At 65.9% G+C, this 22,550-nt stretch carries 22 protein-coding genes; 17 read left to right on the forward strand and 5 right to left on the reverse strand.

Translation table 11 applies throughout. The features are described from left to right. Positions 1 to 174: 174 nt before the first annotated feature. On the forward strand, positions 175 to 1,479 hold the full coding sequence (locus BMZ69_RS03435) for a diguanylate cyclase (protein WP_092154886.1): 1,305 nt from the start codon (positions 175 to 177) through the stop codon (positions 1,477 to 1,479). A 13-nt stretch (positions 1,480 to 1,492) separates the two neighbouring features. Here the strand turns inward: BMZ69_RS03435 and BMZ69_RS03440 are convergent, their stop codons facing one another. After that, entirely contained in the window at positions 1,493 to 2,425 is a 933-nt protein-coding gene (locus BMZ69_RS03440; protein WP_092154888.1) for a LysR family transcriptional regulator, read from the reverse strand. A gap of 121 nt (positions 2,426 to 2,546) precedes the next feature. Between BMZ69_RS03440 and BMZ69_RS03445 the strand changes: the two genes are divergently transcribed. From BMZ69_RS03445 to nudC, 6 genes are all read left to right on the forward strand, one after another. After that, a complete protein-coding gene (locus BMZ69_RS03445) occupies positions 2,547 to 4,043 on the forward strand; it encodes a CoA-acylating methylmalonate-semialdehyde dehydrogenase (RefSeq protein WP_092154890.1) in 1,497 nt (498 codons plus the stop codon). Positions 4,044 to 4,096: 53 nt separating this feature from the next. Next, on the forward strand, positions 4,097 to 4,321 hold the full coding sequence (locus tag BMZ69_RS03450) for a FitA-like ribbon-helix-helix domain-containing protein (RefSeq protein WP_092154892.1): 225 nt from the start codon (positions 4,097 to 4,099) through the stop codon (positions 4,319 to 4,321). Between the two features lie 5 nt (positions 4,322 to 4,326). Beyond that, positions 4,327 to 4,743 carry a type II toxin-antitoxin system VapC family toxin gene (locus BMZ69_RS03455; protein ID WP_175506651.1) on the forward strand — a complete coding sequence of 139 codons (417 nt, stop codon included), beginning with the start codon at positions 4,327 to 4,329 and terminating at the stop codon, positions 4,741 to 4,743. Continuing rightward, on the forward strand, positions 4,740 to 5,894 hold the full coding sequence (locus BMZ69_RS03460; RefSeq protein WP_092154896.1) for an isobutyryl-CoA dehydrogenase: 1,155 nt from the start codon (positions 4,740 to 4,742) through the stop codon (positions 5,892 to 5,894). Before BMZ69_RS03455 ends, BMZ69_RS03460 begins: the two co-directional genes overlap by 4 nt. 135 nt (positions 5,895 to 6,029) lie before the next feature. Beyond that, on the forward strand, positions 6,030 to 6,917 hold the full coding sequence (gene mmsB / locus BMZ69_RS03465) for a 3-hydroxyisobutyrate dehydrogenase (RefSeq protein ID WP_092154898.1): 888 nt from the start codon (positions 6,030 to 6,032) through the stop codon (positions 6,915 to 6,917). 94 nt (positions 6,918 to 7,011) lie between these two features. After that, positions 7,012 to 7,968 carry an NAD(+) diphosphatase gene (gene nudC / locus BMZ69_RS03470; protein ID WP_092154901.1) on the forward strand — a complete coding sequence of 319 codons (957 nt, stop codon included), beginning with the start codon at positions 7,012 to 7,014 and terminating at the stop codon, positions 7,966 to 7,968. A gap of 123 nt (positions 7,969 to 8,091) precedes the next feature. Here the strand turns inward: nudC and BMZ69_RS03475 are convergent, their stop codons facing one another. Both BMZ69_RS03475 and BMZ69_RS03480 read right to left on the reverse strand, forming a co-directional pair. Beyond that, the gene (locus tag BMZ69_RS03475) at positions 8,092 to 8,946 is read right to left on the reverse strand and encodes a prephenate dehydratase (RefSeq protein WP_092154904.1); all 855 of its coding nucleotides are present in this window, start codon (positions 8,944 to 8,946) and stop codon (positions 8,092 to 8,094) included. A gap of 9 nt (positions 8,947 to 8,955) precedes the next feature. Further along, entirely contained in the window at positions 8,956 to 9,699 is a 744-nt protein-coding gene (locus tag BMZ69_RS03480; protein WP_092154906.1) for a 3-deoxy-manno-octulosonate cytidylyltransferase, read from the reverse strand. A 174-nt stretch (positions 9,700 to 9,873) separates the two neighbouring features. Here BMZ69_RS03480 and BMZ69_RS03485 point away from each other — a divergent pair, with 174 nt between their 5' ends. The 8 genes from BMZ69_RS03485 (at position 9,874) to BMZ69_RS03520 (ending at position 18,345) form a co-directional block, all read left to right on the forward strand. Then, positions 9,874 to 10,419: a c-type cytochrome gene (locus BMZ69_RS03485; protein WP_092154908.1), complete on the forward strand. Its 546-nt coding sequence runs from the start codon at positions 9,874 to 9,876 to the stop codon at positions 10,417 to 10,419. Positions 10,420 to 10,584: 165 nt separating this feature from the next. Next, positions 10,585 to 12,453: an extracellular solute-binding protein gene (locus tag BMZ69_RS03490; RefSeq protein ID WP_092154910.1), complete on the forward strand. Its 1,869-nt coding sequence runs from the start codon at positions 10,585 to 10,587 to the stop codon at positions 12,451 to 12,453. Positions 12,454 to 12,502: 49 nt separating this feature from the next. Then, positions 12,503 to 12,793 carry a nucleotidyltransferase family protein gene (locus tag BMZ69_RS03495; RefSeq protein ID WP_092154912.1) on the forward strand — a complete coding sequence of 97 codons (291 nt, stop codon included), beginning with the start codon at positions 12,503 to 12,505 and terminating at the stop codon, positions 12,791 to 12,793. After that, a complete protein-coding gene (locus BMZ69_RS03500; protein ID WP_092154914.1) occupies positions 12,790 to 13,155 on the forward strand; it encodes a HepT-like ribonuclease domain-containing protein in 366 nt (121 codons plus the stop codon). The genes BMZ69_RS03495 and BMZ69_RS03500 overlap by 4 nt, the downstream gene beginning before the upstream one ends. A 76-nt stretch (positions 13,156 to 13,231) precedes the next feature. Next, positions 13,232 to 14,323, forward strand: a complete 1,092-nt coding sequence (locus BMZ69_RS03505; protein ID WP_092154916.1) for a microcin C ABC transporter permease YejB — start codon at positions 13,232 to 13,234, stop codon at positions 14,321 to 14,323. 73 nt (positions 14,324 to 14,396) lie between these two features. Beyond that, positions 14,397 to 15,503, forward strand: coding sequence for an ABC transporter permease (locus tag BMZ69_RS03510; protein WP_092155458.1), 1,107 nt, complete (start codon positions 14,397 to 14,399; stop codon positions 15,501 to 15,503). Further along, on the forward strand, positions 15,500 to 17,128 hold the full coding sequence (locus tag BMZ69_RS03515; protein ID WP_092154918.1) for an ABC transporter ATP-binding protein: 1,629 nt from the start codon (positions 15,500 to 15,502) through the stop codon (positions 17,126 to 17,128). The genes BMZ69_RS03510 and BMZ69_RS03515 overlap by 4 nt, the downstream gene beginning before the upstream one ends. Further along, entirely contained in the window at positions 17,128 to 18,345 is a 1,218-nt protein-coding gene (locus BMZ69_RS03520) for a phosphopentomutase (protein ID WP_092154920.1), read from the forward strand. Before BMZ69_RS03515 ends, BMZ69_RS03520 begins: the two co-directional genes overlap by 1 nt. Positions 18,346 to 18,409: 64 nt before the next feature. Here BMZ69_RS03520 and BMZ69_RS03525 read toward each other — a convergent pair whose 3' ends face one another. Together BMZ69_RS03525 and BMZ69_RS03530 are read right to left on the reverse strand one after the other, a co-directional pair. Continuing rightward, positions 18,410 to 19,867 carry a methyl-accepting chemotaxis protein gene (locus BMZ69_RS03525; RefSeq protein ID WP_092154923.1) on the reverse strand — a complete coding sequence of 486 codons (1,458 nt, stop codon included), beginning with the start codon at positions 19,865 to 19,867 and terminating at the stop codon, positions 18,410 to 18,412. Beyond that, a complete protein-coding gene (locus tag BMZ69_RS03530; RefSeq protein WP_139218966.1) occupies positions 19,864 to 20,226 on the reverse strand; it encodes a hypothetical protein in 363 nt (120 codons plus the stop codon). The genes BMZ69_RS03525 and BMZ69_RS03530 overlap by 4 nt, the downstream gene beginning before the upstream one ends. 189 nt (positions 20,227 to 20,415) lie before the next feature. On the opposite strand from BMZ69_RS03530, the gene BMZ69_RS03535 reads away from it, so the two are divergent. Continuing rightward, a complete protein-coding gene (locus tag BMZ69_RS03535; protein ID WP_092154928.1) occupies positions 20,416 to 20,844 on the forward strand; it encodes a TadE/TadG family type IV pilus assembly protein in 429 nt (142 codons plus the stop codon). Between the two features lie 33 nt (positions 20,845 to 20,877). Continuing rightward, positions 20,878 to 22,548: a pilus assembly protein TadG-related protein gene (locus tag BMZ69_RS03540; protein ID WP_092154930.1), complete on the forward strand. Its 1,671-nt coding sequence runs from the start codon at positions 20,878 to 20,880 to the stop codon at positions 22,546 to 22,548. The last annotated feature ends 2 nt before the right edge of the window (positions 22,549 to 22,550 follow it).

The raw sequence follows: 22,550 nt of genomic DNA on the forward strand, positions 1-22,550 counted from the left end.
TCGCTCGAAGGCCGATAGGAGCCCCCTATCGCGGCGATCCAGACCGACATAGTTAAGCCCAATTTAACGTTACGGCAGGATGGTCTGCCGCATGGAGTTCGCCCTTCCTTCGCGAAGCAGAGCTTGCAACCCGCCGCATACCTCGCCGGCGCCGATCAGGGACTTGTGAGTTCAATGGCCTATCGCGCAAACGGACGCCGCCAGAGCGAACCGATCGTCAAAGAGCTCAAGGTCCTCCTCGTCGAGGATTCGCGCACCTACGCGTTGGCCTTGTCGCGCCGCCTCGAAGCCGAGCTGCGCCTGCCCATCGTCGTCTGCCAGTCGCTCAACGAACTGCATGAGGTCGTCACCGAGAACCGCGCCGCCTACACCATGGCGGTGGTCGACCTGAACCTGCCCGACGCCCCGCGGGGAGAAGCGATCGACTTCACCGTCCAGCGCGGCATCCCGACCATCGTCCACACCGCGAGCTACGATCTCGAGACGCGCAACCGGATTATGGAGCGCGACGTCATCGACTATGTCCCCAAGGACAGCGCCTTCACGCTCGAGACGGTGGTCGCCACCGCCAGGCGCGCGCTGGCCAACCGGCAGACCCGTATCCTGATCGTCGACGATACCGCAGCGACCCGCAAGCTGCTCGCCCATATGCTGAAGGTCCAGCAATACCAGGTGATCGAGGTCGGCTCGGGAGACGAAGCGCTGTCGGTTCTCGAAGACAATCCCGATATCCGGCTGGTCGTGAGCGACTATTACATGCCGGCGATGGACGGCTACGAGCTGACGCGGCGCCTGCGCCGGCAATTTGCCTCGAACCGGCTGCGGGTCATCGGCGTCTCGTCCTCCAATGACCGCATGGTCTCGGTCGGGTTCCTCAAGGCGGGCGCGAACGACTTCATCTCGATGCCCTTCATCCCGGAAGAGCTGCAATGCCGAATCGCCAGCAATGTCGAGACGCTGGAGCAGATCGAGCTTTTGCATAACCTCGCTTCGCGCGATGCTTTGACCGGTCTGTTCAATCGCCGCCATTTCTTCGAGAGCGCCGGCAGGCTGATCGAGGAAGCCCAGGCGACGAACCTGACGAGTGCTGTCGCCATCCTCGACATCGACGACTTCAAACAGCTGAACGACAGCCACGGCCATGATTTCGGTGACCAGGCGCTGGCGAAGGTGGCGCGTTACCTGGCCCAATCGGTCGAGGGCAGCGGCCATCTGCTGGCGCGGATCGGCGGCGAGGAATTCGCGATCCTGTTCCCGGGCCTGAACGCCAAGGCGGCCCTGCGCCTGAGCGATCATATTCGGCTCGACCTCTCACACGAGACGCTTGATGTCGACGACCGGCAGATCACGCTGACGGTCTCGATCGGGGTCGCGGAGATCGGCGGACAGGGCAGTCTGGATCACTACCTCGTCGCGGCCGATCGCGCGCTCTATACAGCCAAGCACGAAGGCCGCAACTGCGTGCGCGTCGCGCCGTAAACGCGAGCCGATCTCAACCTGCCGCGGCGAGGCGCTGGCCCACCGCCTGCTCGCCCATCAGCAAGGCGCGGTTGGCCTTCGACTCGCGCACGATGAAGTCGACAACCGCCCGCACGCGGGCGACGTCCTTCAGATCGGCATGGACGAGCAGCCAGAACGAGCGGGTGATCGAGACGCTCTCGGGCAGCACGGGCACGAGACGCGGTTCGTCGACCGCCATGAAATGGTGGATCACACCTATGCCGGCACCGGCCGCGACCGCATTCATCTGCGCCAGCACGCTCGAGCTCTGGATCTGGGCGCGCAGGCCCTTGGCGACCTCGTCGAGATAATCGAGCTCGGGCGTGAAGATCAGGTCGTCGATATAGCCGACGACGCGATGGGCGAAGAGATCCTCGGCCGCAGTGATCTTCGGCATGGCGTCGAGATAGTCCTGCGAGGCGTAGAGGCCGAGCCGATAGTCGCAGAGCTTGCGGGCGACGACCTTGCCCTCCTTGGGCGGGGCGAGCGTGATCGCGACATCGGCCTCGCGCTTCGACAGCGAGAGCAGGCGCGGCATGGCGATGAGCTGGAGCTCCAGCCCGGGATAGGCTTTCGCAAAGCCCGCGAAGCGCGGCGCAATGAAACTCGCGCCGAAGCCGTCGGGCGCGCCGATCCTGACGGTACCGGAGAGCGCCATGTCGGCGCCGCCGATCTCGCTCTGGATCGCCAGCGCCTCGGTCTCCATGCTCTCGGCCTTGGCCAGAAGCTGCTCGCCATGGCCGGTCAGCGCATAGCCCTGCGGGCGGCGCTCGAACAGCTTGGCCTTGAGCGATTCCTCCAGCGAGGTGATGCGTCGCGAGACGGTGGCATGATCCGCCCCCAGCCTGCGAGCAGCCGCAGTGAGCCGACCGGAACGGGCGACGGCGAGAAAGAAGCGCAGGTCGTCCCAGTCGAACCGTTCCATGCCGCTCCTCCCGTATCTGTGTTTTTGCACGACGTCGGCTGATATCCGCCTATAGCCGTGCGCAAACGATAATGATAGAGGTAGCTCAAATCAACGTCACGCGACTTTAGGGGAGGACGCCATGCGTCAGATCGGTCACTTCATCGGCGGCAAGCACGTCGCCGGCACCTCGGGCCGCACGGCTGACGTCTACCAGCCGATGGACGGCTCGGTGATCGGCAAGGTGGCGCTTGCCTCGCAACAGGAAATGCGCGCCGCGGTCGAGAACGCGCTGGAAGCCCAGCCGAAATGGGCGGCGGTCAATCCGCAGCGCCGCGCCCGCGTGCTGATGAAGTTCCTCGACCTGATCGCGCAGAACAATGACGAGCTCGCCGAGCTGCTCGCCCGCGAGCACGGCAAGACCATTCCCGACGCCAAGGGCGACATCCAGCGCGGCGTCGAGGTCGTCGAGTTCTCGCTCGGCGTGCCCAACCTGATGAAGGGCGAGTTCACCGACGGCGCCGGCCCCGGCATCGACATCTATTCGCTGCGCCAGCCGCTCGGCGTCGTCGCCGGCATCACCCCGTTCAACTTCCCGGCGATGATCCCGCTCTGGAAGCTCGGCCCCGCCATCGCCTGCGGCAACGCCTTCATCCTGAAGCCGTCCGAGCGCGATCCCGGCGTGCCGATGCGCCTCGCCGAGCTGTTCGTCGAAGCCGGCGGCCCTCCCGGCATCCTCAACGTCGTCAACGGTGACAAGGAGGCGGTCGACGCCATCCTCGACGATCATGACATCAAGGCCGTCGGCTTCGTCGGCTCGACCCCGATCGCCGAGTACATCTACGCCCGCGGCTGCGCCAACGGTAAGCGCGTGCAGTGCTTCGGCGGCGCCAAGAACCACATGATCATCATGCCCGACGCCGACATGGACCAGGCGGTCGACGCGCTGATCGGCGCCGGCTACGGCTCTGCCGGCGAGCGCTGCATGGCGATCTCGGTTGCGGTCCCGGTCGGCAAGGCCACCGCCGACGAGCTGGTCAAGCGCCTGATTCCCCGCGTCGAGAGCCTGAAGATCGGCCCCTCGACCGACACCTCGGCCGATTACGGCCCGGTCGTCACCAAGGCGGCGATGGAGAAGATCAAGTCCTATGTCGACATCGGCATTCAGGAAGGCGCCAAGCTCGTCGTCGACGGCCGCGACTTCAAGATGCAGGGCTACGAGAACGGCTTCTATGTCGGCGGCTGCCTGTTCGACAACGTCACCAAGGACATGCGCATCTACAAGGAGGAGATCTTCGGACCCGTCCTCTCCGTGCTGCGCACCGAGAGCTATGACGAGGCGCTGAAGCTGACCAACGACCACGAATACGGCAACGGCACCGCGATCTATACCCGCGACGGCGACGCTGCCCGCGACTTCGCCTCGAAGGTCCAGGTCGGCATGGTCGGCATCAACGTGCCGATCCCGGTTCCGCTGGCCTATTACACCTTCGGCGGCTGGAAGCGCTCGGCCTTCGGCGATCTCAACCAGCACGGCCCGGACTCGATCCGCTTCTACACCAAGACCAAGACGGTGACGGCCCGCTGGCCCTCGGGCATCAAGGACGGCGCCAGCTTCGTCATCCCGACGATGGGTTGAGGTCACCATCCAGTAGTGCTATCATTTTTGATAGCACTACTGGAGGCAATCTGATGGGACAGGTGCTGGTTCGAAGCATCGAGGACGACACCATCGAGAGCTACCGCATCAAGGCCAAGCTCAACGGACATTCGCTCGAGCAGGAACTGCGCAACCTGATCGAAGCGAACAAGACCTTGACGCCGGAGCAACGGGTGCAACTGTCGCGACAACTTCGCGCCCGGACGAAGCCGTCACCGGCTCTGACCATGGATAAGATCCGCGAAGGGCTAGAATGACAGGCATGGCCGTGGTCGATGCCAGCGTGGCGATGAAGTGGTTCATCGATGAGGAAGACGTGGACAAGGCGGAGCTTCTGCTGAGATCACGCGAACTCATCGCGCCAGCCATCATCCTCAGCGAGGTCGGCAACGGCTTGTGGAGCAAACGCGGTACCAGCAACATCGATCGCGATCTGGGCCGGGACCTCATCGGCGAGCTCCCGCAACTGCTGAAAGAGATCGTGCCAATCGAGGGCCTCATGAGAGACGCGACGCAATTCGCCTTCGATCTGGACCGTCCGATCTATGACTGCATCTATCTCGCACTTGCGATTCAAAGGCGGCTACCGCTGGTGACCGCCGACAAGCGTTTCATCGGCAAGCTCGACGGACAAGACTTCGCCATCCCCGTGATCGCCCTGCCCCGGTACCAGCCATGACCGCCTTTTCCCTCACCGAAGACCAGATCGCGATCCGCGACATGGCCCAGGGTTTCGCAGCCGAGACCCTGGCGCCGCACGCCGTGCGCTGGGACGAGGAGAAGCATTTCCCGGTCGAGGAGATGCGCCAGGCGGCCGCGCTCGGCATGGGCGGCATCTACATCCGCGACGATGTCGGCGGTTCCGGCCTGTCGCGCCTCGACGCTGCGGTGATCTTCGAGGCACTCTCGACGGGCTGCCCGACGGTCGCCGCCTATATCTCGATCCACAACATGTGCGCCTGGATGATCGACCGCTACGGGTCGGACGAGCAGCGCCACAAGTTCCTGCCGAAGCTCTGCAGCATGGAGCATCTGGCGAGCTATTGCCTGACCGAGCCGGGCGCCGGCTCGGACGCCGCCGCGCTGAAGACGAAGGCCGTGCTCGACGGCGATCATTATGTGCTCGACGGCCAGAAGCAGTTCATCTCCGGCGCCGGCGTCTCCGACGTCTATGTCGTGATGGTCCGCACCGGCGAGGCCGGCCCGTCCGGTATCTCGACTATCGTCGTCGAGAAGGGCACGCCCGGCCTCTCCTTCGGCGCCAACGAGAAAAAGATGGGCTGGAACGCCCAGCCGACGCGCGCCGTGATCTTCGAGAATTGCCGCGTGCCGGTCGCCAACCGGATCGGCCCGGAAGGCATCGGCTTCAAGATTGCCATGGCCGGGCTCGACGGCGGCCGGCTCAATATCGGCGCCTGCTCGATCGGCGGCGCGCAGGGCGCCCTCGACAAGGCGCTGAGCTATGCCCAGGAGCGCAAGGCCTTCGGCTCGCGCATTGCCGATTTCCAGGCGCTGCAGTTCAAGCTCGCCGACATGGCGATCGAACTGGAGGCGGCCCGCACCTTCCTCTGGCGCGCTGCGGCGGCGCTCGACCAGAAGACGCCGGATGCGAGCAAGCTCTGCGCCATGGCCAAGCGCGTCGCCACCGACACCGGCTTCGAGGTCGCCAACCAGGCGCTGCAGATCCATGGCGGCTATGGCTATCTCGCCGATTACGGCATCGAGAAGATCGTCCGCGACCTCCGGGTCCACCAGATCCTGGAGGGGACCAACGAGGTGATGCGGATGATCGTGGCGCGCTCGCTGGTCGGGCGGGCGAAGGGAAACTAGCGAACACAGGTCATCCCGGGCGGACGTAAGTCCGACCCGGGATCCATTCCGGAACGGTTCAGGCATGGATCCCGGCTCTCCGCTTCGTTGTGGCCGGGATGACCACCCGAGAATACAGGCAGGGAGAGAACGACCATGAGCACCATCGCCTTCATCGGGCTCGGCAATATGGGTGGGCCGATGGCCGGCAACCTGGTCAAGGCCGGGCACAAGGTCTCCGCCTTCGACCTGTCGCAGGCTTCGAAGGACGCCGCCGCCGCGCTCGGCGTCGGCATCGCCGCCTCGGCGAAGGAGGCCGTCGCAGAGGCCAAGATCGTCGTCACCATGCTGCCGGCCGGCAAGCATGTGCTGGGGGTCTGGGCCGACATCCTGCCGGCGGTAAAGCCGGGCACGCTGCTGATCGATTCCTCGACGATCGACGTCGAGAGCGCCCGCAAGGCGCACGCGCTCGCGGCCGAGCGCGGCTGCCTCTCGCTCGATGCGCCGGTCTCGGGCGGCGTCGGCGGCGCCCAGGGCGCGACGCTGACCTTCATGGTCGGCGGCAGCGCGGACGCCTTCAAGCGCGGTGAGCCGATCCTGTCGGCGATGGGCAAGAAGGTCGTGCATTGCGGCGACGCCGGCAACGGCCAGGCGGCCAAGATCTGCAACAACATGATCCTCGGCATCTCGATGATCGGCGTCTCCGAAGCCTTCGTGCTGGCCGAGAAGCTTGGCCTGTCGCATCAGGCGCTGTTCGATGTCGCCTCGACCTCGTCGGGCCAGTGCTGGTCGCTGACGACCTATTGCCCGGTACCGGGCCCGGTGCCGACCTCGCCCGCCAACAACGACTACAAGCCCGGCTTCGCCTCGGCGCTGATGCTGAAGGACCTGAAGCTGGCGCAGGAGGCGGCGCAGGCCGCCGGCGCCTCGACCCCGCTCGGCTCGGCAGCGGCACAGGTCTACGGGCTGCACAATGCCTGGGGCGAAGGCGGCACCGACTTCTCCGGCATCATCCATCTGCTCCGCGGGCGCGGGAAGGAGTGAGCAGGCGGCTCCGCTGCCGGCGAACGTTCGCATACGTATAATTCTGCGTTCGACCCCGTTCCGGTCGGATCGAAAGCGGAGTAGGACGGGAGGCATGAACGACGCCTCCCGCCGCACCGAACGCTCAGCCCAGACCGGTTTCGCCACCAGCTCGCTCGACCGACGCGCCGATCTGCGCGACCGGCCCGACGAGGTCGCCGCGCTGCGAGCCCGCAGCGATGCACGCTTCACCATCGTCGCCGGCGAGACGCCGATCCTGTTGCGGACCGGCGCCGAAACGCAGACGGTCTGGTTCGACGCGCGCAGCGCCGATGGGCTCGGCGAGACACAAGAAGAGGTTTTCCTCGGACTCGATCCAGAGGGCGCACCGCGCTTCGGCCGCCTGATCGACCGGGATCTGCTCGACGGGCTGCGCGAACAGGCCGTGCTCGTCGTCACGGACCTGCGCAGCGTTGCGCTGAAGCGGCTGGTGCCGAAGGACGAACTCGGCCCGCTCGGCGAGGCCAAGGCCCTGCTCGACTGGCATGCGCGCCATCGCTGCTGCGCCCAATGCGGCGCGCCGACCAAACTGGCATCGGCCGGCTGGAAGCGGCAATGCGAGGCCTGCGGCGCCCAGCATTTCCCACGCACCGACCCGGTCGTGATCATGCTGGCGGTGCGCGGCGACAACTGCCTGCTGGCGCGCCAGGCGCGCTTTGCGCCCGGCATGTATTCCTGCATCGCCGGCTTCGTCGAGCCGGGCGAGACCTTCGAGGACGCGGTCCGCCGCGAGACCTGGGAGGAAGCGGGGCTGCGCACCGGGACGGTGCGCTATATCGCCTCGCAGCCCTGGCCTTTCCCGGGATCGCTGATGATCGGCTGCATCGCCGAGGCGCTGAACGACGACATCGTGCTGGATGGCACCGAGCTGGAAGCCGGCCGCTGGTTCAGCCGCGCGGAGGCGCTGCAGATGCTGGAGGGCAAGCATCCCGACAATCTGTTCTGCCCGCCGCACATGGCGATCGCCAACACGATCCTGAAGGCCTGGGCGGTGGACGGCGAGGAGCCCTGATCTTACGGGTGCGTCATTCTCGGGCGAAGCGAAGCGCAGACCCGAGAATCTCCTGACTAGAAAGCGCTGATCGACGCCCCTTCCGGCCTGCAATGCTCGGGCCAAGCCCGAGCATGACGGATCTCACTCCCCCGGCTCGGGGAAGCTGTCGCGGAATTCGTGGGCGGGGTAGACGCCCAAAATCTTCAGCTCCTTGGAGAAGAAGGCGAGCTCGTCGAGCGCCCGCTTCAGCGCCGGGTCATCGGGGTGGCCCTCGACGTCGCTGTAGAACATCGTCGCGGAGAAATGGCCGTCGACCATGTAGCTTTCCAGCTTGGTCATGTTGATGCCGTTGGTGGCGAAGCCGCCGAGCGCCTTGTAGAGCGCCGCCGGCAGGTTGCGGACCTGGAAGATCAGCGTCGTCACCGTCTTGCCCGAACCCGGGCGGGCGAATTCCGGATATTTCGAGAGCACGACGAAGCGCGTGGTGTTGTGCTTCTCGTCCTCGATGTCCTCCATCAGGATCTTGAGGCCGTAGACCTCGGCGGCGATGTGCGGCGCGATCGCGGCGCGCGTCGGATCCCCGGCCTCGGCGACCTGGCGAGCGGAACCGGCGGTGTCGGCCGCGACCTCGGCCTTGAGGCCGAGCTTGCGGATGATCTTGCGGCACTGCCCGAGCGCATGGATGTGGCTCTGCACCGTCTGCAGCGTCGCCAGCGTCGCCCCCTCGACCGCCATCAGATGGAAGCGGATCGGCAGGAAATGCTCGCCGATGATGTGCAGGCCGGAGCGCGGCAGCAAATGATGGATGTCGGCAACGCGACCCGCGATCGAGTTGTCGATCGGGATCATGCCATAGCGCGCGGCACCGTCCGAGACCGCGGCGAGCGCGTCCTCAAAGGTCCGGCAGGGCAAAAGCTCGCAATCCGGGAAGACCTGGAGGGCGGCCTGCGAGGAAAAGGCTCCGGGCTCACCCTGATAGGAAACGACGACTGACATTTTGGATCTTCAGGCTCCGGCACTAGAAGTCAGGAACGCGCGGGCGCGGTCCAGATCGGGCGGCGTGTCGACGCCGCGCGGGACGTGATCGATGATCATCGCGTCGATGCGCATGCCATCCTCCAGCGCCCGCAACTGCTCGAGCTTCTCGCGCAGTTCGAGCGGCGACTGCGGCAGCGAGACGAAACGGTCGAGCGCCCGGCGGCGATAGGCATAGAGGCCGACATGGTGATAGAGCGGGCCGTCGCCATAAGGCGCGGTCGCGCGGGTAAAATAGAGCGCCCGCATCCGGCGCGGGGAAATCTCGCTGCCGATCAGCTTGACCACGCTCGGCGCGGTCCTCTCTTCCTCGTCGGTGATCTCGCCGGCCAACGTCGCGATGTCGACAGCCGGATCGGTGAGCGGCTCGACCGCAGCCGCGATCGCGGTCGGCGCCAGAGTGGGGAAGTCGCCCTGGACGTTGACGATGATGTCGTGCTCGCCCTTGGGATCGATGATGTCGGCGGCCTCCTTGATCCGGTCGGAGCCGGTCTGGTGCGCGGGGCTGGTCATCACCGCGCGGCCGCCGGCCTGCTCGATCGCGGCCAGGATGCGCTCGTCATCGGTCGCGACCACGACATCGCCGACACGCGCTTCGATGGCGCGGCGCCAGACGCGGACAATCATCGGCTCGCCCAGGATGTCGGCCATCGGCTTGCCCGGCAGGCGCGTCGCCTGCATGCGGGCCGGGATCAGGATCAGCGGATTGGGCATTGGCTCAAGGAAAGCTCGCAGGGCGGCAAAAGGTCTCAAAGCGGTGCGTGCTTATACGAGTTGCAATGCAGCGCGCAAAGCGGTTAAGCAGCGCAGACGTGCCGGCTCCCGCAAGGGTCCGGCCGCAGCGCTGTCTTGCTTCGCCGACGGGCGGGCCGGGGGTTGTGAGAGACGATGAACATCGAACTGAACAAGATCGCTGGCGCGGGTCTGTCGACCCTGCTCGTGGTGATGGCTCTGAACATGACCGCCGGCATCGTCTTCGCCCCGAAGAAACCTGCCGTGCCGGGCTACGACCTTCCGAGCCTCGAGCCAGCGGCGGCCGGTGGTGCCGGCGCTCCCGCAGCAGCGGCCGACGAGCCGATCGCGGTGCGCCTCGCCAAGGCCGATCCGGCCAAGGGCGAGAAGGCCGTCGGCGCCTGCAAGGCCTGCCACACCTTCGAGAAGGGCGGCGCCAACAAGGTCGGCCCGCATCTCTATGACGTCTACGACCGCAACAAGGGATCGGTCGCCGGCTTCGGCTATTCCGCCGCGATGAAGGGCAAGGCCAGCGAAGCCTGGACCGCCGAGAATCTCGACGGCTTCCTGAAGAATCCGAAGGCCTATCTGCCCGGAACGACCATGGCCTTCGCCGGCCTCGGCAAAGCCGACCAGCGCGCCGACGTCGTAGCCTATCTGAACACGCTGGCCGACGCGCCCAAGCCCCTGCCGAAGCCCTGAGCCTGCAGCGGCTTTCGCAGTAACGTGACCGCGCGAGCCGGGCCAAAAGCCCGGCTTTTGCTTGTTTGCGCCATGCAATTGCCGTCACGATGACGGCGAATGTGCGCGGCACTGGCTTTGGTCGGGAGCAACGACATAATCGGATGACGAATCAAGGGGTCTCGCATGGCGATCCGGATCAACCGCCGCAGGCTGCTCGAAGCTGGTGGCGCGCTCGCAGGCGCAGCCGCACTGCCGGGCTCGCTCACGACGGCGCTGGCGCAGGAGAATGAGGTCCATGGCCTCTCGACCTTCGGCGAGCTGGCGCTGCCGCCGGACTTCCCGCATTTCGCCTATGTGAACCCGAAAGCGCCGAAAGGCGGCTCGATCACCATCCAGATCAAGCGCGCCGGCGGCAATCAGAGCTTCGACACCTTCAACACGCTCAACACCTATGTGCTGCAGGGCGATGGCGCGGCCGGCATGGACGCCTGCTTCGACAGCCTGATGGCAGGCTCCGGCGATGAGCCGGGCTCGCTTTACGGCCTGCTCGCGAAGAGCGTTGCAGTTTCCCCGGACAAGCTGACCTATCGCTTCCGCCTGCAACCGGAGGCGAAATTCCACGACGGTTCGCACGTCACTGCCGGCGATGCCGCCTTCTCGTTCAACCTGCTGAAGAGCAAGGGCCACCCGACCTATCGGCTGATCCTCGGCGAGATGGAATCGGCAGTCGCCGAGCGCGACGATATCCTCGTGGTCAAGCTCTCGCCCAAGCGCAGCCGCGACCTGCATCTCGTCGTCGCCGGCCTGCCGGTGTTCTCGGAGAAGTTCTGGTCGACGCGCAATTTCGAGGCTTCGACATTGGAGCCGCCGCTCGGCTCGGGCGCCTACAAGGTCGGCAAGTTCGAGCAGGGCCGCTTCATCGAGTTCGACCGGGTGCCGGATTACTGGGCCAAGGACCTGCCGGTGAATGTCGGCCAGAACAATTTCGACCGCGTGCGCTGGGAGTATTTCCGCGACCGGCAAGTAGCGTTCGAGGCCTTCAAGAGCGGCGTGATCACCTTCCAGGAGGAGTTCACCTCGCGCATCTGGGCGACCGGCTACGACTTCCCCGCCATCCATGAAGGCAAGGTCAAGAAGGAAGCCCTGCCGAAGACCGAGCCGATCGGCTCACAGGGCTGGATCTACAATCTGCGCCGCGAGAAATTCGCCGATCCGCGCATTCGCGAGGCGCTCGGCCTCGCCTTCGACTTCGAATGGACCAACAAGAACATCATGTTCTCGTCCTTCTCGCGGGCGACCTCCTATTTCGAGAATTCGGATTCGAAGGCAGTCGGAAAACCCTCGCCGGAAGAGCTCGCGCTGCTGGAACCGTTCCGCGGCAAGGTGCCGGACGAGGTTTTCGGCGAGCCTTATCTGCCGCCGGTCAGCGATGGCTCCGGCAGCGACCGCGCCCTGCTGCGCCGCGCCGACGAGATGCTGCGCGCTGCCGGCTGCAAGCGCGACGGCAATGTGCTGAAGCTGCCGAACGGCCAGCCCTTCGAGATCGAATTCCTCGACTCGACACCGTCGCTGCAGCCGCACACCCAGCCCTTCCAGGCCAATCTCAAGCGGCTCGGCATCAACGCGACCTCGCGCATCGTCGACGGGGCGCAGTACCAGCGCCGGCTCGACGAGTTCGACTTCGACGTGATCAGCCGGGCGATGAGCGGCAGCGCCATCCCGAGCGACACGATGCGCGTGGTCTACGGCTCGGAAGCGGCCAAAACCCGCGGCTCGCGCAATGTCGGGGGAATCGCCGACCCGGCGATCGACGCGATGATCGACAAAGTCGGCCAGGCCAAGAGCTATGCCGAGGTGGTGGTGGCGGCAAAATGCCTCGACCGGCTGCTGCGAGCCGGGCGCTACTGGATCCCGATGTGGTGGAACGCCAGCGAATGGCTGGCCTATTGGGACATGTATGAGCGCCCACAGACTAAGCCGAAATTCGGCTCCGGCGCGCCGGGCACATGGTGGTACGATCCCGAGAAGGCCAAGCGAATCGGGAAGGCCTAGTCGATCAAGGAGCGTGACGCTTAGACGCCGAAGCGGGTAAGAAGCTGACATGAAGCCATCGACCGCCCTTGCTATGAACCGCGATGCGGTGCGTGAGGCGATGGGCCGTTTCCGGGCCAGCAATCCGCGCGTCTTCGGCTCCGTCCTGCACGGCACGGATCGACAAGGCAGCGATCTCGACATTCTGATCGACCCTCTGCCTGGAACAACCCTGTTCGATATCGGCGGTCTGCAGGTCGCGCTGGAAGAATTGCTCGGTGTCAGCGTCGATATATTGACCGCCGAAGATCTGCCCCCCAGCTTCCGCAGTCATGTGCTGGCGGAGGCGCAGCCGGTATGAACGACCGCCAGAGACTGACCGATTATCTGCGACACATGGCCGACGCAGCACGTAAGACGGAAAGCTATATCGAAGGCATGGAGAAAGCTGATTTCCTGGCCGACGAGCGCACGCAGCAAGCCGTCATCCTCAATCTTGTGATCATTGGCGAGGCAGCAACTAGGCTGTTGCAAAGCCATGCCGACTTCCTCGGCCGCTACCCCGATGTGCCCTGGAAGAGCATGAAAGGGATGCGCAATCGTATCGCGCACGGCTATTTCGATATCAATCTTGGCATTGTCTGGGAGACTGCACGAACAGCCCTTCCCGAATTGCTCGCTCGTCTGCCAGCGGTCATTCTGGCAGCGGAGGCGGAGTCATGACAATCACTCGCGACAAGCTGCGCGCTGCCTCGTCTGTGCCGCGCATTTTTCTCTCCCGACTCGAGCTTCGCCGCTCATGCTGAACTACATCGCCCGGCGTCTGGCGCTGATGGTGCCAACCCTGTTCGGCATCCTGCTGATTTCCTTCGTCATCGTGCAGTTCGCGCCGGGCGGGCCGGTCGAGCGGATCATCTCGCAGCTCAACAATCCCAATAGCGGCGCGGCCGAGCGCGTCGGCGGCGGCTCCGGCGGCGATGCAGGGGCACAGGCGATGGATTCAGGCTCGGCCTATCGCGGTGCGCAGGGGCTGGATCCCGCCTTCATCAAGGAGCTGGAGAAGCAGTTCGGCTTCGACAAGCCGGCGCATGAGCGCTTCCTCAAGATGCTGAAGGACTATGCCAGCTTCGATTTCGGCCGGAGCTATTTTCGCGATGCGCCGGTGCTGCAGCTGATCAAGGAGAAGCTGCCGGTCTCGATCACGCTCGGCCTGTGGATGACTCTGCTCTCCTATGCGATCTCGATCCCGCTCGGCATCCGCAAGGCGGTCAAGGACGGCTCGCGCTTCGATACCTGGACCAGCGCGGTCGTGATCATCGGCTACGCCATTCCGAGCTTCCTGTTCGCGATCCTCTTGATCGTGCTCTTCGCCGGCGGCTCATTCTGGCAGATCTTCCCCCTGCGCGGCCTGACCTCGGAGAACTGGGCGCAACTCAGCTTAGTGGGGAAGATCGGCGACTATCTCTGGCACATCGCCCTGCCGGTGCTGGCAATGGCGCTCGGCGCCTTCGCGACCTCGACGCTTTTGACCAAGAACTCCTTCCTCGACGAGATCCGGAAGCAATATGTGCTGACGGCGCGGATGAAAGGCCTGTCGGAGCGCGGCGTGCTCTACGGCCATGTCTTCCGGAACGCCATGCTGATCGTGATCGCCGGCTTTCCCGGCGCCTTCGTGCATGCGCTCTTCGCGGGGTCGCTCTTGATCGAGACGATCTTCTCCCTCGACGGGCTCGGGCTCCTCTCCTTCGAGGCGATCGTCAATCGCGACTATCCCGTCGTCTTCGCCAACCTCTACATCTTCTCGCTGATCGGCCTCCTCGTGCACCTGATCACCGATTTGACCTATGCCTGGGTTGACCCGCGCATCGACTTCGAATCGCGGGAGGCCTGAGGTGAGCGACACGCTTCTCGACGCCCCTCCGCCAGTCCTGCGCACGACTGCGCCCGCCGCTGCGCCGCCGCAGATGAAACAGGGCTGGCTCAAGCTCTCGCCGATCAACCGGCGCCGCCTCGACAGCTTCAAGGCCAACAAGCGCGGCTGGTGGTCGTTCTGGATCTTCCTGACGCTTTTCGTGCTCTCGCTCTTCGCCGAGTTCATCGCCAACGACCGGCCGCTGATCGTCCGATACAAGGGCGAGACTCTGTTCCCGGTCGCGGTCAACTATCCCGAGGAGAAGTTCGGCGGCTTCCTCGCCACGACCGACTATCGCGACCCGACCATCGCCAAGGAGATCGCGGCGAATGGCTGGGCGATCTGGCCGCCGATCCGCTATTCCTACCGCACGCACAATCTCGACCTGCCGGTGCCCGCCCCCGCCCCGCCGACCTGGATGCTCAAGGACGAGCAGTGCCGGCCCATCGCCGAGCGGACCGGCGGGATGACCTGCCGCGAACTGGAATGGAACTGGCTCGGCACCGACGACCAGGGCCGCGACGTCGTCGCGCGCCTGATCTACGGCTTCCGCATCTCCGTGCTGTTCGGGCTGATCCTCGCCTCGATCTCCTCGGTGATCGGCATCGCAGCCGGCGCCATCCAAGGCTATTTCGGCGGCTGGACCGACCTGATCTTCCAGCGTGTCATCGAGATCTGGACCTCGATTCCCGCGCTCTATTTGCTGATCATCGTCGCGGCGATCATCACGCCCGGCTTCTTCGTGCTGCTCGGCATCCTCCTGCTGTTCTCATGGGTGGCGCTGGTCGGCGTCGTCCGCGCCGAGTTCCTGCGGGCACGCAATTTCGAATACGTGAGAGCAGCCCGCGCGCTCGGCCTCTCCAACCGGGCGATCATGGTCAAGCACCTGCTCCCCAACGCCATGGTGGCGACGCTGACCTTCCTGCCCTTCATCCTCAACGGCTCGATCACGACGCTGACCTCGCTCGACTTCCTCGGCTTCGGCCTGCCGCCCGGCTCGCCCTCGCTCGGCGAATTGCTGGCGCAGGGCAAGGCGAACCTGCAGGCGCCCTGGCTCGGCCTCTCCGGCTTCGCCGTGATCGCACTGATGCTGTCGTTGCTGATCTTCATCGGCGAAGCCGTGCGCGACGCCTTCGACCCACGGAAGACCTTCGCGTGAGCGCCCCCCTCCTCTCCGTCCAAGACCTCTCCGTCGCCTTCCGCCAGGGCGGGCAGGAGACGCTCGCGGTCGACAAGGTCTCGTTCGAGATCGCCAAGGGCGAGACGCTGGCGCTGGTCGGCGAATCCGGCTCAGGCAAATCGGTCTCGGCGCTGTCGATCCTGAAGCTGCTGAACTACCCGGCGGCGCATCACCCCTCAGGCAAAGTGCTGTTCAACGGGCAGGACCTGATCGGCGCCGACGAGGACGCGATGCGCAAGGTCCGCGGCAACGACATCACCATGGTGTTCCAGGAGCCGATGACCTCGCTCAACCCGCTGCACACCATCGCGCGGCAGATCGGCGAGATCCTCGAACTGCACAAGGGCCTGCGCGGCGAGAAGGCCCGCGCCCGCACGCTCGAGCTGCTCACGCTGGTCGGCATCCGGGATGCGGCAAGCCGGCTCGACGCCTATCCGCACCAGCTCTCCGGCGGTCAACGCCAGCGTGTGATGATCGCGATGGCGCTCGCCAACGAGCCCGACCTCCTGATCGCCGACGAGCCGACCACCGCGCTCGACGTCACCGTGCAGGCGCAGATCCTGACGCTGCTGAAGGAGCTGCAGGCGCGACTCGGCATGGCGATCCTCTTCATCACCCACGACCTCGGCATCGTCCGGCGCATCGCCGACCGTGTCTGCGTGATGCTGAAGGGCAAGATCGTCGAGCAGGGCCCCGTCGCCGAAATCTTCGGCAATCCCCAGCACGCCTATACCCAGCGCCTGCTCGCGGCCGAACCGAAGGGCCGGCCGGAGCCGGTGCCGGAGGGCGCGCCGATCCTGCTGGAGGCCGGACCGGTCAAGGTCTGGTTCCCGATCAAGACCGGGCTGCTGCGCCGCACCACCAGCCATGTGAAGGCCGTCGACGGCATCTCCGTGAAGGTCCGCGAGGGCGAGACCCTCGGCATCGTCGGCGAATCCGGCTCGGGGAAAACCACGCTCGGCCTCGCCATCCTCCGGCTGATCGCCTCGGAGGGGCCGATCGTCTTCCTCGGCGACCGCATCGACGGGCTGAAGAGCAAGGCCGTCAGGCCCAAGCGCAAGGACCTGCAGGTCGTCTTCCAGGACCCCTATGGCTCGCTCTCGCCGCGCATGTCGGTCGCCGACATCGTCGCCGAAGGCTTGAGCGTCCAGCAGAAGGGGCTGAGCTATCAGCGCCAGCGCGAGATCGTGGCGCAGGCGCTCGCCGATGTGGGCTTGGATCCTGCGACGATGGACCGCTATCCGCACGAATTCTCCGGCGGCCAGCGCCAGCGCATCGCGATCGCCCGCGCCATGGCGCTCGATCCGAAATTCGTTGTACTCGACGAGCCGACCTCGGCGCTCGACATGTCCGTCCAGGCGCAGATCGTCGAGCTGCTGCGCGGGCTGCAGGCCAGGCGCAAGCTCGGCTATCTCTTCATCAGCCACGACCTCAAGGTGGTCAGGGCGCTGTCGCACCGGGTGGTGGTGATGCAGAACGGCAAGGTGGTCGAGGAAGGGCCGGCGGAAGAGATCTTCCAGCGCCCGCGCGAGGCCTATACGCAGGCGCTGCTCGCCGCCGCCCTCAACCTCGAGCCGGCGAACAGCGCCGCGGTGCGCGACTGATGGCGCGCGCCATCCTGATCGTGCTCGATTCCGTCGGCTGCGGCGGCGCCGAGGATGCGGCCGCCTATGGCGACGAGGGCGCCGATACGCTCGGCCATATCGCGCTGGCCTGCGCCGAGGGGCGCGGCGACCGCGATGGCCTGCGCAGCGGGGCTCTCCATATTCCCAACCTCGCACGGCTCGGACTCAGCCATGCCTGCGAGGCTTCGACCGGCAGGCCTCTCGCCGGCATGCCGCGGCCAGAGGCTCCGCAGGGTCGTTACGGCTACGGCGTCGAGATCAGCCAGGGCAAGGACACCCCATCCGGCCATTGGGAGATCGCCGGCTGCCCGGTGCCGTTCAAATGGGGCTATTTCACCGCGCTGGAGAACACGTTCCCGCCGGACCTCGTCGAAGCGATCATCCGCGAGGGCGCCCTGCCCGGCATCCTCGGCAACAAGCACGCCTCGGGCACGGCAATCATCGACGAACTCGCCGAAGAGCACATCAGGACCGGCAAGCCGATCTGCTACACCTCGGTCGACTCTGTGCTGCAGATCGCGGCGCATGAGGAGCATTTCGGCCTGGAGCGGCTTTACAGCCTCTGCAGGAAGGCCCGTGTCCTGGTCGATCCACTCAGGATCGGCCGCGTCATCGCCCGGCCCTTCGTCGGCACCAAAGAGACCGGCTGCACCCGCACCGGCAACCGCAAGGATTTCGCCATCCCGCCGCCGGACGAGACGATTCTCGACCGGCTCACGGCGCAGGCGAGGCCCGTCATCACCGTCGGCAAGATCGGCGACATCTTCGCCCACCGCAACACCGGCGAGGAGATCAAGCCCTTCGGCAACGCCGCCATGTTCGCGGCCGCACTGGAAGCGTTCGAACGACTCCCCGACGGTGGCTTCTGCTTCGTCAACCTCGTCGATTTCGACACCGAATACGGCCATCGCCGCGATATTCCGGGCTATGCGGCAGCGCTGGAAGCCTTTGATCGCGACTTGCCGAAGCTGGAAGCCCTGCTGAAGCCCGGGGACCTCGCCGTCATCACCGCCGACCACGGCAACGACCCGAGCTGGCCCGGCTCCGACCATACGCGCGAGCATGTGCCGATCCTGGCCTTCGGGCCAAGTGTGGCGGCCGGAGCGATCGGGCGCCGCGAAAGCTTCGCCGACATCGCGGCGACGCTTGGCGAGTGGCTGAAGATTGGCGCGATCGGTCCCGGACGCGCCTGGTAATCAGGGCTTTCGTTTCATCGCATTTTTTTCGTGCGAACCGGTACCCACTTCGCTCGACAATGCTTCAAGCTGCGGCGACCCGTTCGCAGAACTCGGCGACCTCGCGGCGGATGCGCTGGGCCTGCGTCGCCAGATCGTTGGACGAGCTCTGCAGACTGCCGGCGGCGGCGTATGTGCGCTCCGTCACCGCTTCGAAGCTCTGCAGGGTCTGGGCACTGCGACTGGCGCCATCGGAGGAGATCTGGACCTCTCTGGCGATCTCGGCCGTAGCGCGATCCTGCTCGCCGACGGCATAGGCGATCGCGACCGAGACGGTCTCGACCTCCCCGATCGCGTCGACGATCTCGCGGATCGATTTGAGCGAGCGCTGCGAGGCGGTCTGGATCGCTTCGATCGAGCGCGCGACTTCCGCGGTCGCAGTAGCCGTCTGCGCCGAGAGCGTCTTCACCTCGCTGGCGACGACGGCGAAGCCCTTGCCCATGGCACCGGCGCGCGCCGCCTCGATCGTCGCATTGAGTGCCAGCATGCTGGTCTGTGCAGCGATCCCGCGGATGATCTCGACCACAGCCCCCACGCTTTCGCCGGTGTGCGCCAGAGCTTCGATCTCGGTGCTGGCGGCACGGGCAAGCCTCGCAGCCGATTGCGAGCTGCCGGCCGATTGCGTGACGTTGCGACCGATCTCGGCGATCGAGGAGGCCAGCTCCTGACTGGCCGCTGCGGTCTGCTCGATGCTGGTCGTCATCTCGGTCGAGCTGCGCGAGATGAGCGTCATCTGCTGTCGGGCACGGTCGGAAGCGCCGGTCAAGCCACGGGCATCGACCTGCATCGCTTCAGAAGCCTTGTCGAGCACCGCCATGGCGCCGTCCATCTCGTCGCGGAAATGCTCGACCATGGCGCGCAGGCGCTGGGCGCGTGCCTCGGCATCGTCAGCGAGCGCCCGCTCGCGTTCGCCCGTCAGCCGCTCACGCTCGGCGACCTCTTCGGCGCGACGCAGATTGGCCTCGGTCTGCGCGAAGATACGGGCGGTCATCACCGCGATCACCGCAAGGAAGGCCGTCTCGACCACGACGATGACGGCGTGCAGCAGGACCCGCAGCAGGTTGCCGCCCTGATAGAACACGGCGGCGGGCAGGACGAACTGCAGCACCAGATGGTGCGCCGCCGTGAGGGCGGCGCCCAGGATGATCGGCCTCCAGTCGCAGAAGCCGGCGAGCAGCGCCAACACGGCGAAATAATACATATGCATGTCGGGCTGCCAGGGATGCCCGGAGAAGACCGCGACCAGGATCGAGACCTGGCCGATCAGCGCGACCGCTATTGCGCACTGCGCCGTCAGGGTCGCGCCCGTGCTGCGATAGGCGATCAGCGCCACGAGCGCGAGCATCAACGCGCCGAGCCCTGGCACCAGTCCGTCGCCGGCCTGAGCCAGCGATGCCAGCGCGAGCAGCGGGATGTGGAGAAAGGCTAGACCGATCAGGCAGCGAGCGACCAGGTCGCGAAGGCCGGGCAAAGTCAGAGTCATAGGCTGCTCGTTTCGGCCTCTGATGAGATGACGCAACCGGCGAGTCCGTCGAGGCGCAGCATCAGCAGCGCGCCGACCGGTCTCGCTGATGTCTCCGGCGCAAGCACGACGATAAAAGGAACCGCGCCTTGCCGCAGAATCCTGGCGCCGGTCGCCAGGCTGCGTGCCACCGCCTCATCCCCGGAGACCCAGGGCGGGAAGATGGCAGCCAATGGCACTGAAGAGCTGGTGACGGGCCCGGGAAGACTGGCTAAGGCCAAGAGGCCGGAGCAAAGCGCCAGACCCGTGATCATGCCGATATCGCGCCACTGCTGAAGTCGTCGAGAACGGGGAACAGCCGGTATCGCGGCGTAACTCATCTTCGGCCCGGCTCTCAGCATGGCTAACGTAACGTTGCCTTCAACGATGTTCCTGAGCTGCGGGTATTAAATTTCTCTTAATCGCGGATTCATTCCGTAAACGTGCGTACATGAAAAAATACAACTTTTACGAATATTAAACCGAGCAGCTTTACGCCTATTGGTTGTATCCAAGAGGAGGGATGCGCCATGCGGTTGCTCGTTCCTGGTTTTAGACGCGATCAGTCGGCCAGCACGGCGGTCGAGTTCGCCTTCGTCGCGCCGATCCTGTTGCTGCTTCTGTTCGGCATCATCGGATACGGGCACGCTTTCGGCGTGTATCACGGCGTGCAGCAACTGGCTGCTGAAGCGGCCCGCGCCTCCGTAGCCGGGCTCGATGACGCCGAACGCGAGCGGCTCGCACGCGCTTTCGTCACGCGCAGCATCGGTTCCTACGCTTTTCTCCAACCGGACAAGCTGACCGTTCGCACGACGTCCCTGGGCGCGCCGTCGCCGAGCTTCGAGGTCGCGATCACCTACGACTATTCGGACAGCGCCTTCAACCGGCTGGCCTCGATCATTGCGCTGCCGCTCCCGGTCGTCGAGCGCCGCGCCGTCGTCCAGCGCGGCGGCTACTGACCCGATCCGATATCGGCCGACAAGGGGGCCCTCATGATCCGTTCGTTCCGGAGATTCCTCGCCGACCGTCGCGGCATCTCGACCATCGTCTTTGCAGGCTCGTCCCTGGTCCTCTTCGGCTTCGGCACCATGGCGATCGATGTCGGGAGCTTCTTCTACCAGAAGCGCCGGCAGCAGACCGCGACCGATCTTGCGGCACTCGCCGCCGCGGCCGACCTTGAGCGCGCGACGAATGCAGCCCGGTCGAGCGCCGGCCGCAACGGCTTTTCGACCAACACCATCGAGACGGTGCAGACCGGCACCTATACGCCCGATGCGCGCCTGGCACCCGATGCGCGCTTCCGGCAGGGTTCGGGATCGTCGGCCAACGCCGCCCGGGTCGAGATGCGGGCGACCACGCCGATGATCCTCGGCCGTGTCCTGGCTCCCAGCCTGGGCGGCGAGGTCGCCATCGTGACCCGAGCCACCGCCGCGCAGGACGCGCAGGCTGCCTTCGCCATCGGCTCACGGCTGGCCCGCGTCGAGGGCGGCGCCCTCAACGGTCTGCTCGGCGGCCTGCTCGGCACGAGCCTGTCGCTCTCGGTGATGGATTACGAAGGGTTGGCGCGCGCGCGGATCGACCTGTTCGGCTTCGCGCGACAGCTCGCAACGCGCGCGGCGATCTCGGCACTGACCTTCGATGACGTCATCCGCGCCAGCATCCGCATCGGGGACGTGATCCTGGCGGCCCAGGACGCCGCACGCGACCAAGGCGCCGGCAGCGACGCGATCGCGGCACTGGGACGCCTGGCTGGAGCCGTCGCCGGCTCGGCGCAGCGCATCAACCTGCAAAGTCTCGTCTCGTTCGGCAGCCATGGCGGCCGTCGGCTGAACGAAGAGGTGCCGCTCAAGGCATCGCTGTCGGCGCTCGATCTCGTCTCGGCCGCTGCCCAGATCGCCAATGGCTCGCGTCAGCTCGATCTCAGCCTCGCCGTCAATGTGCCCGGCCTCGCTTCAGTGTCGCTCAAGCTGGGCATCGGCGAGCGGCCGGTCGGCACCAGCCTCGTCCGCGTCGACCGCGCCGGAGCAAGCGTCCACACCGCCCAGACGCGCCTGCTGCTGACGTTGACCCTAGTCGGCAGCGGCCAGGCCTCGCTAGTCAAGCTGCCGCTCTATCTGGAGCTCGCCTCCGCGACTGCCCGTCTGACCTCGGTCTCCTGCGGGGCCGGCGACATCACCAGCTCCCGAGTGACGCTCGGCGTGACCCCGGCCGTCGTGGATGCCTGGATCGGGCAGGTCTCCAATGCCGAGTTCAACAATTTCAGCACGCGGCCGAATCCGCCGCCTGCAACCGTGCTCGACCTGCTCGGCCTCGCCAAGGTGACGGCCCGGGCGCATGTCACGATCAGCAACACCAGCGAGACCCCGGTCAGCTTCAGCTATGCGGAGATCCAGCGGGCCGACAAGAAGACGACCTCGACGCAGAACTTCGTCGCGAGCCTGTTGTCGCGACTGGTGGGGGATCTCGACCTGCGCGTCGAACTGCTTGGGCTGGGCCTTCCCATACCCGGCCTGGACGGCGCCGTCTCCGGCGTCATCGCCGGCGCCGCGGCACCGCTCGACCAGGTGCTGACGAGCCTGCTCAACACCCTCGGGGTCGGGCTGGGGCAGGCCGACAGCTGGGTCAGCGGCGTACGCTGCGGCGGGGCCGTGCTGATCCAGTAGGG

It is taken from the genome of Allobosea sp. CRIB-10, from assembly GCF_900112185.1.
Taxonomy (GTDB): Bacteria; Pseudomonadota; Alphaproteobacteria; order Rhizobiales; family Beijerinckiaceae; genus Allobosea.

What these genes read in the sequence shown, in the direction of transcription:
- BMZ69_RS03435 (WP_092154886.1), top strand. Translation starts at nt 175, where the DNA reads ATGGCCTATCGCGCAAACGGACGCCGCCAGAGCGAACCGATCGTCAAA.
- BMZ69_RS03440 (WP_092154888.1), bottom strand. Translation starts at nt 2,425, where the DNA reads ATGGAACGGTTCGACTGGGACGACCTGCGCTTCTTTCTCGCCGTCGCC.
- BMZ69_RS03445 (WP_092154890.1), top strand. Translation starts at nt 2,547, where the DNA reads ATGCGTCAGATCGGTCACTTCATCGGCGGCAAGCACGTCGCCGGCACC.
- BMZ69_RS03450 (WP_092154892.1), top strand. Translation starts at nt 4,097, where the DNA reads ATGGGACAGGTGCTGGTTCGAAGCATCGAGGACGACACCATCGAGAGC.
- BMZ69_RS03455 (WP_175506651.1), top strand. Translation starts at nt 4,327, where the DNA reads ATGGCCGTGGTCGATGCCAGCGTGGCGATGAAGTGGTTCATCGATGAG.
- BMZ69_RS03460 (WP_092154896.1), top strand. Translation starts at nt 4,740, where the DNA reads ATGACCGCCTTTTCCCTCACCGAAGACCAGATCGCGATCCGCGACATG.
- mmsB (WP_092154898.1), top strand. Translation starts at nt 6,030, where the DNA reads ATGAGCACCATCGCCTTCATCGGGCTCGGCAATATGGGTGGGCCGATG.
- nudC (WP_092154901.1), top strand. Translation starts at nt 7,012, where the DNA reads ATGAACGACGCCTCCCGCCGCACCGAACGCTCAGCCCAGACCGGTTTC.
- BMZ69_RS03475 (WP_092154904.1), bottom strand. Translation starts at nt 8,946, where the DNA reads ATGTCAGTCGTCGTTTCCTATCAGGGTGAGCCCGGAGCCTTTTCCTCG.
- BMZ69_RS03480 (WP_092154906.1), bottom strand. Translation starts at nt 9,699, where the DNA reads ATGCCCAATCCGCTGATCCTGATCCCGGCCCGCATGCAGGCGACGCGC.
- BMZ69_RS03485 (WP_092154908.1), top strand. Translation starts at nt 9,874, where the DNA reads ATGAACATCGAACTGAACAAGATCGCTGGCGCGGGTCTGTCGACCCTG.
- BMZ69_RS03490 (WP_092154910.1), top strand. Translation starts at nt 10,585, where the DNA reads ATGGCGATCCGGATCAACCGCCGCAGGCTGCTCGAAGCTGGTGGCGCG.
- BMZ69_RS03495 (WP_092154912.1), top strand. Translation starts at nt 12,503, where the DNA reads ATGAAGCCATCGACCGCCCTTGCTATGAACCGCGATGCGGTGCGTGAG.
- BMZ69_RS03500 (WP_092154914.1), top strand. Translation starts at nt 12,790, where the DNA reads ATGAACGACCGCCAGAGACTGACCGATTATCTGCGACACATGGCCGAC.
- BMZ69_RS03505 (WP_092154916.1), top strand. Translation starts at nt 13,232, where the DNA reads ATGCTGAACTACATCGCCCGGCGTCTGGCGCTGATGGTGCCAACCCTG.
- BMZ69_RS03510 (WP_092155458.1), top strand. Translation starts at nt 14,397, where the DNA reads ATGAAACAGGGCTGGCTCAAGCTCTCGCCGATCAACCGGCGCCGCCTC.
- BMZ69_RS03520 (WP_092154920.1), top strand. Translation starts at nt 17,128, where the DNA reads ATGGCGCGCGCCATCCTGATCGTGCTCGATTCCGTCGGCTGCGGCGGC.
- BMZ69_RS03525 (WP_092154923.1), bottom strand. Translation starts at nt 19,867, where the DNA reads ATGACTCTGACTTTGCCCGGCCTTCGCGACCTGGTCGCTCGCTGCCTG.
- BMZ69_RS03530 (WP_139218966.1), bottom strand. Translation starts at nt 20,226, where the DNA reads ATGAGTTACGCCGCGATACCGGCTGTTCCCCGTTCTCGACGACTTCAG.
- BMZ69_RS03535 (WP_092154928.1), top strand. Translation starts at nt 20,416, where the DNA reads ATGCGGTTGCTCGTTCCTGGTTTTAGACGCGATCAGTCGGCCAGCACG.
- BMZ69_RS03540 (WP_092154930.1), top strand. Translation starts at nt 20,878, where the DNA reads ATGATCCGTTCGTTCCGGAGATTCCTCGCCGACCGTCGCGGCATCTCG.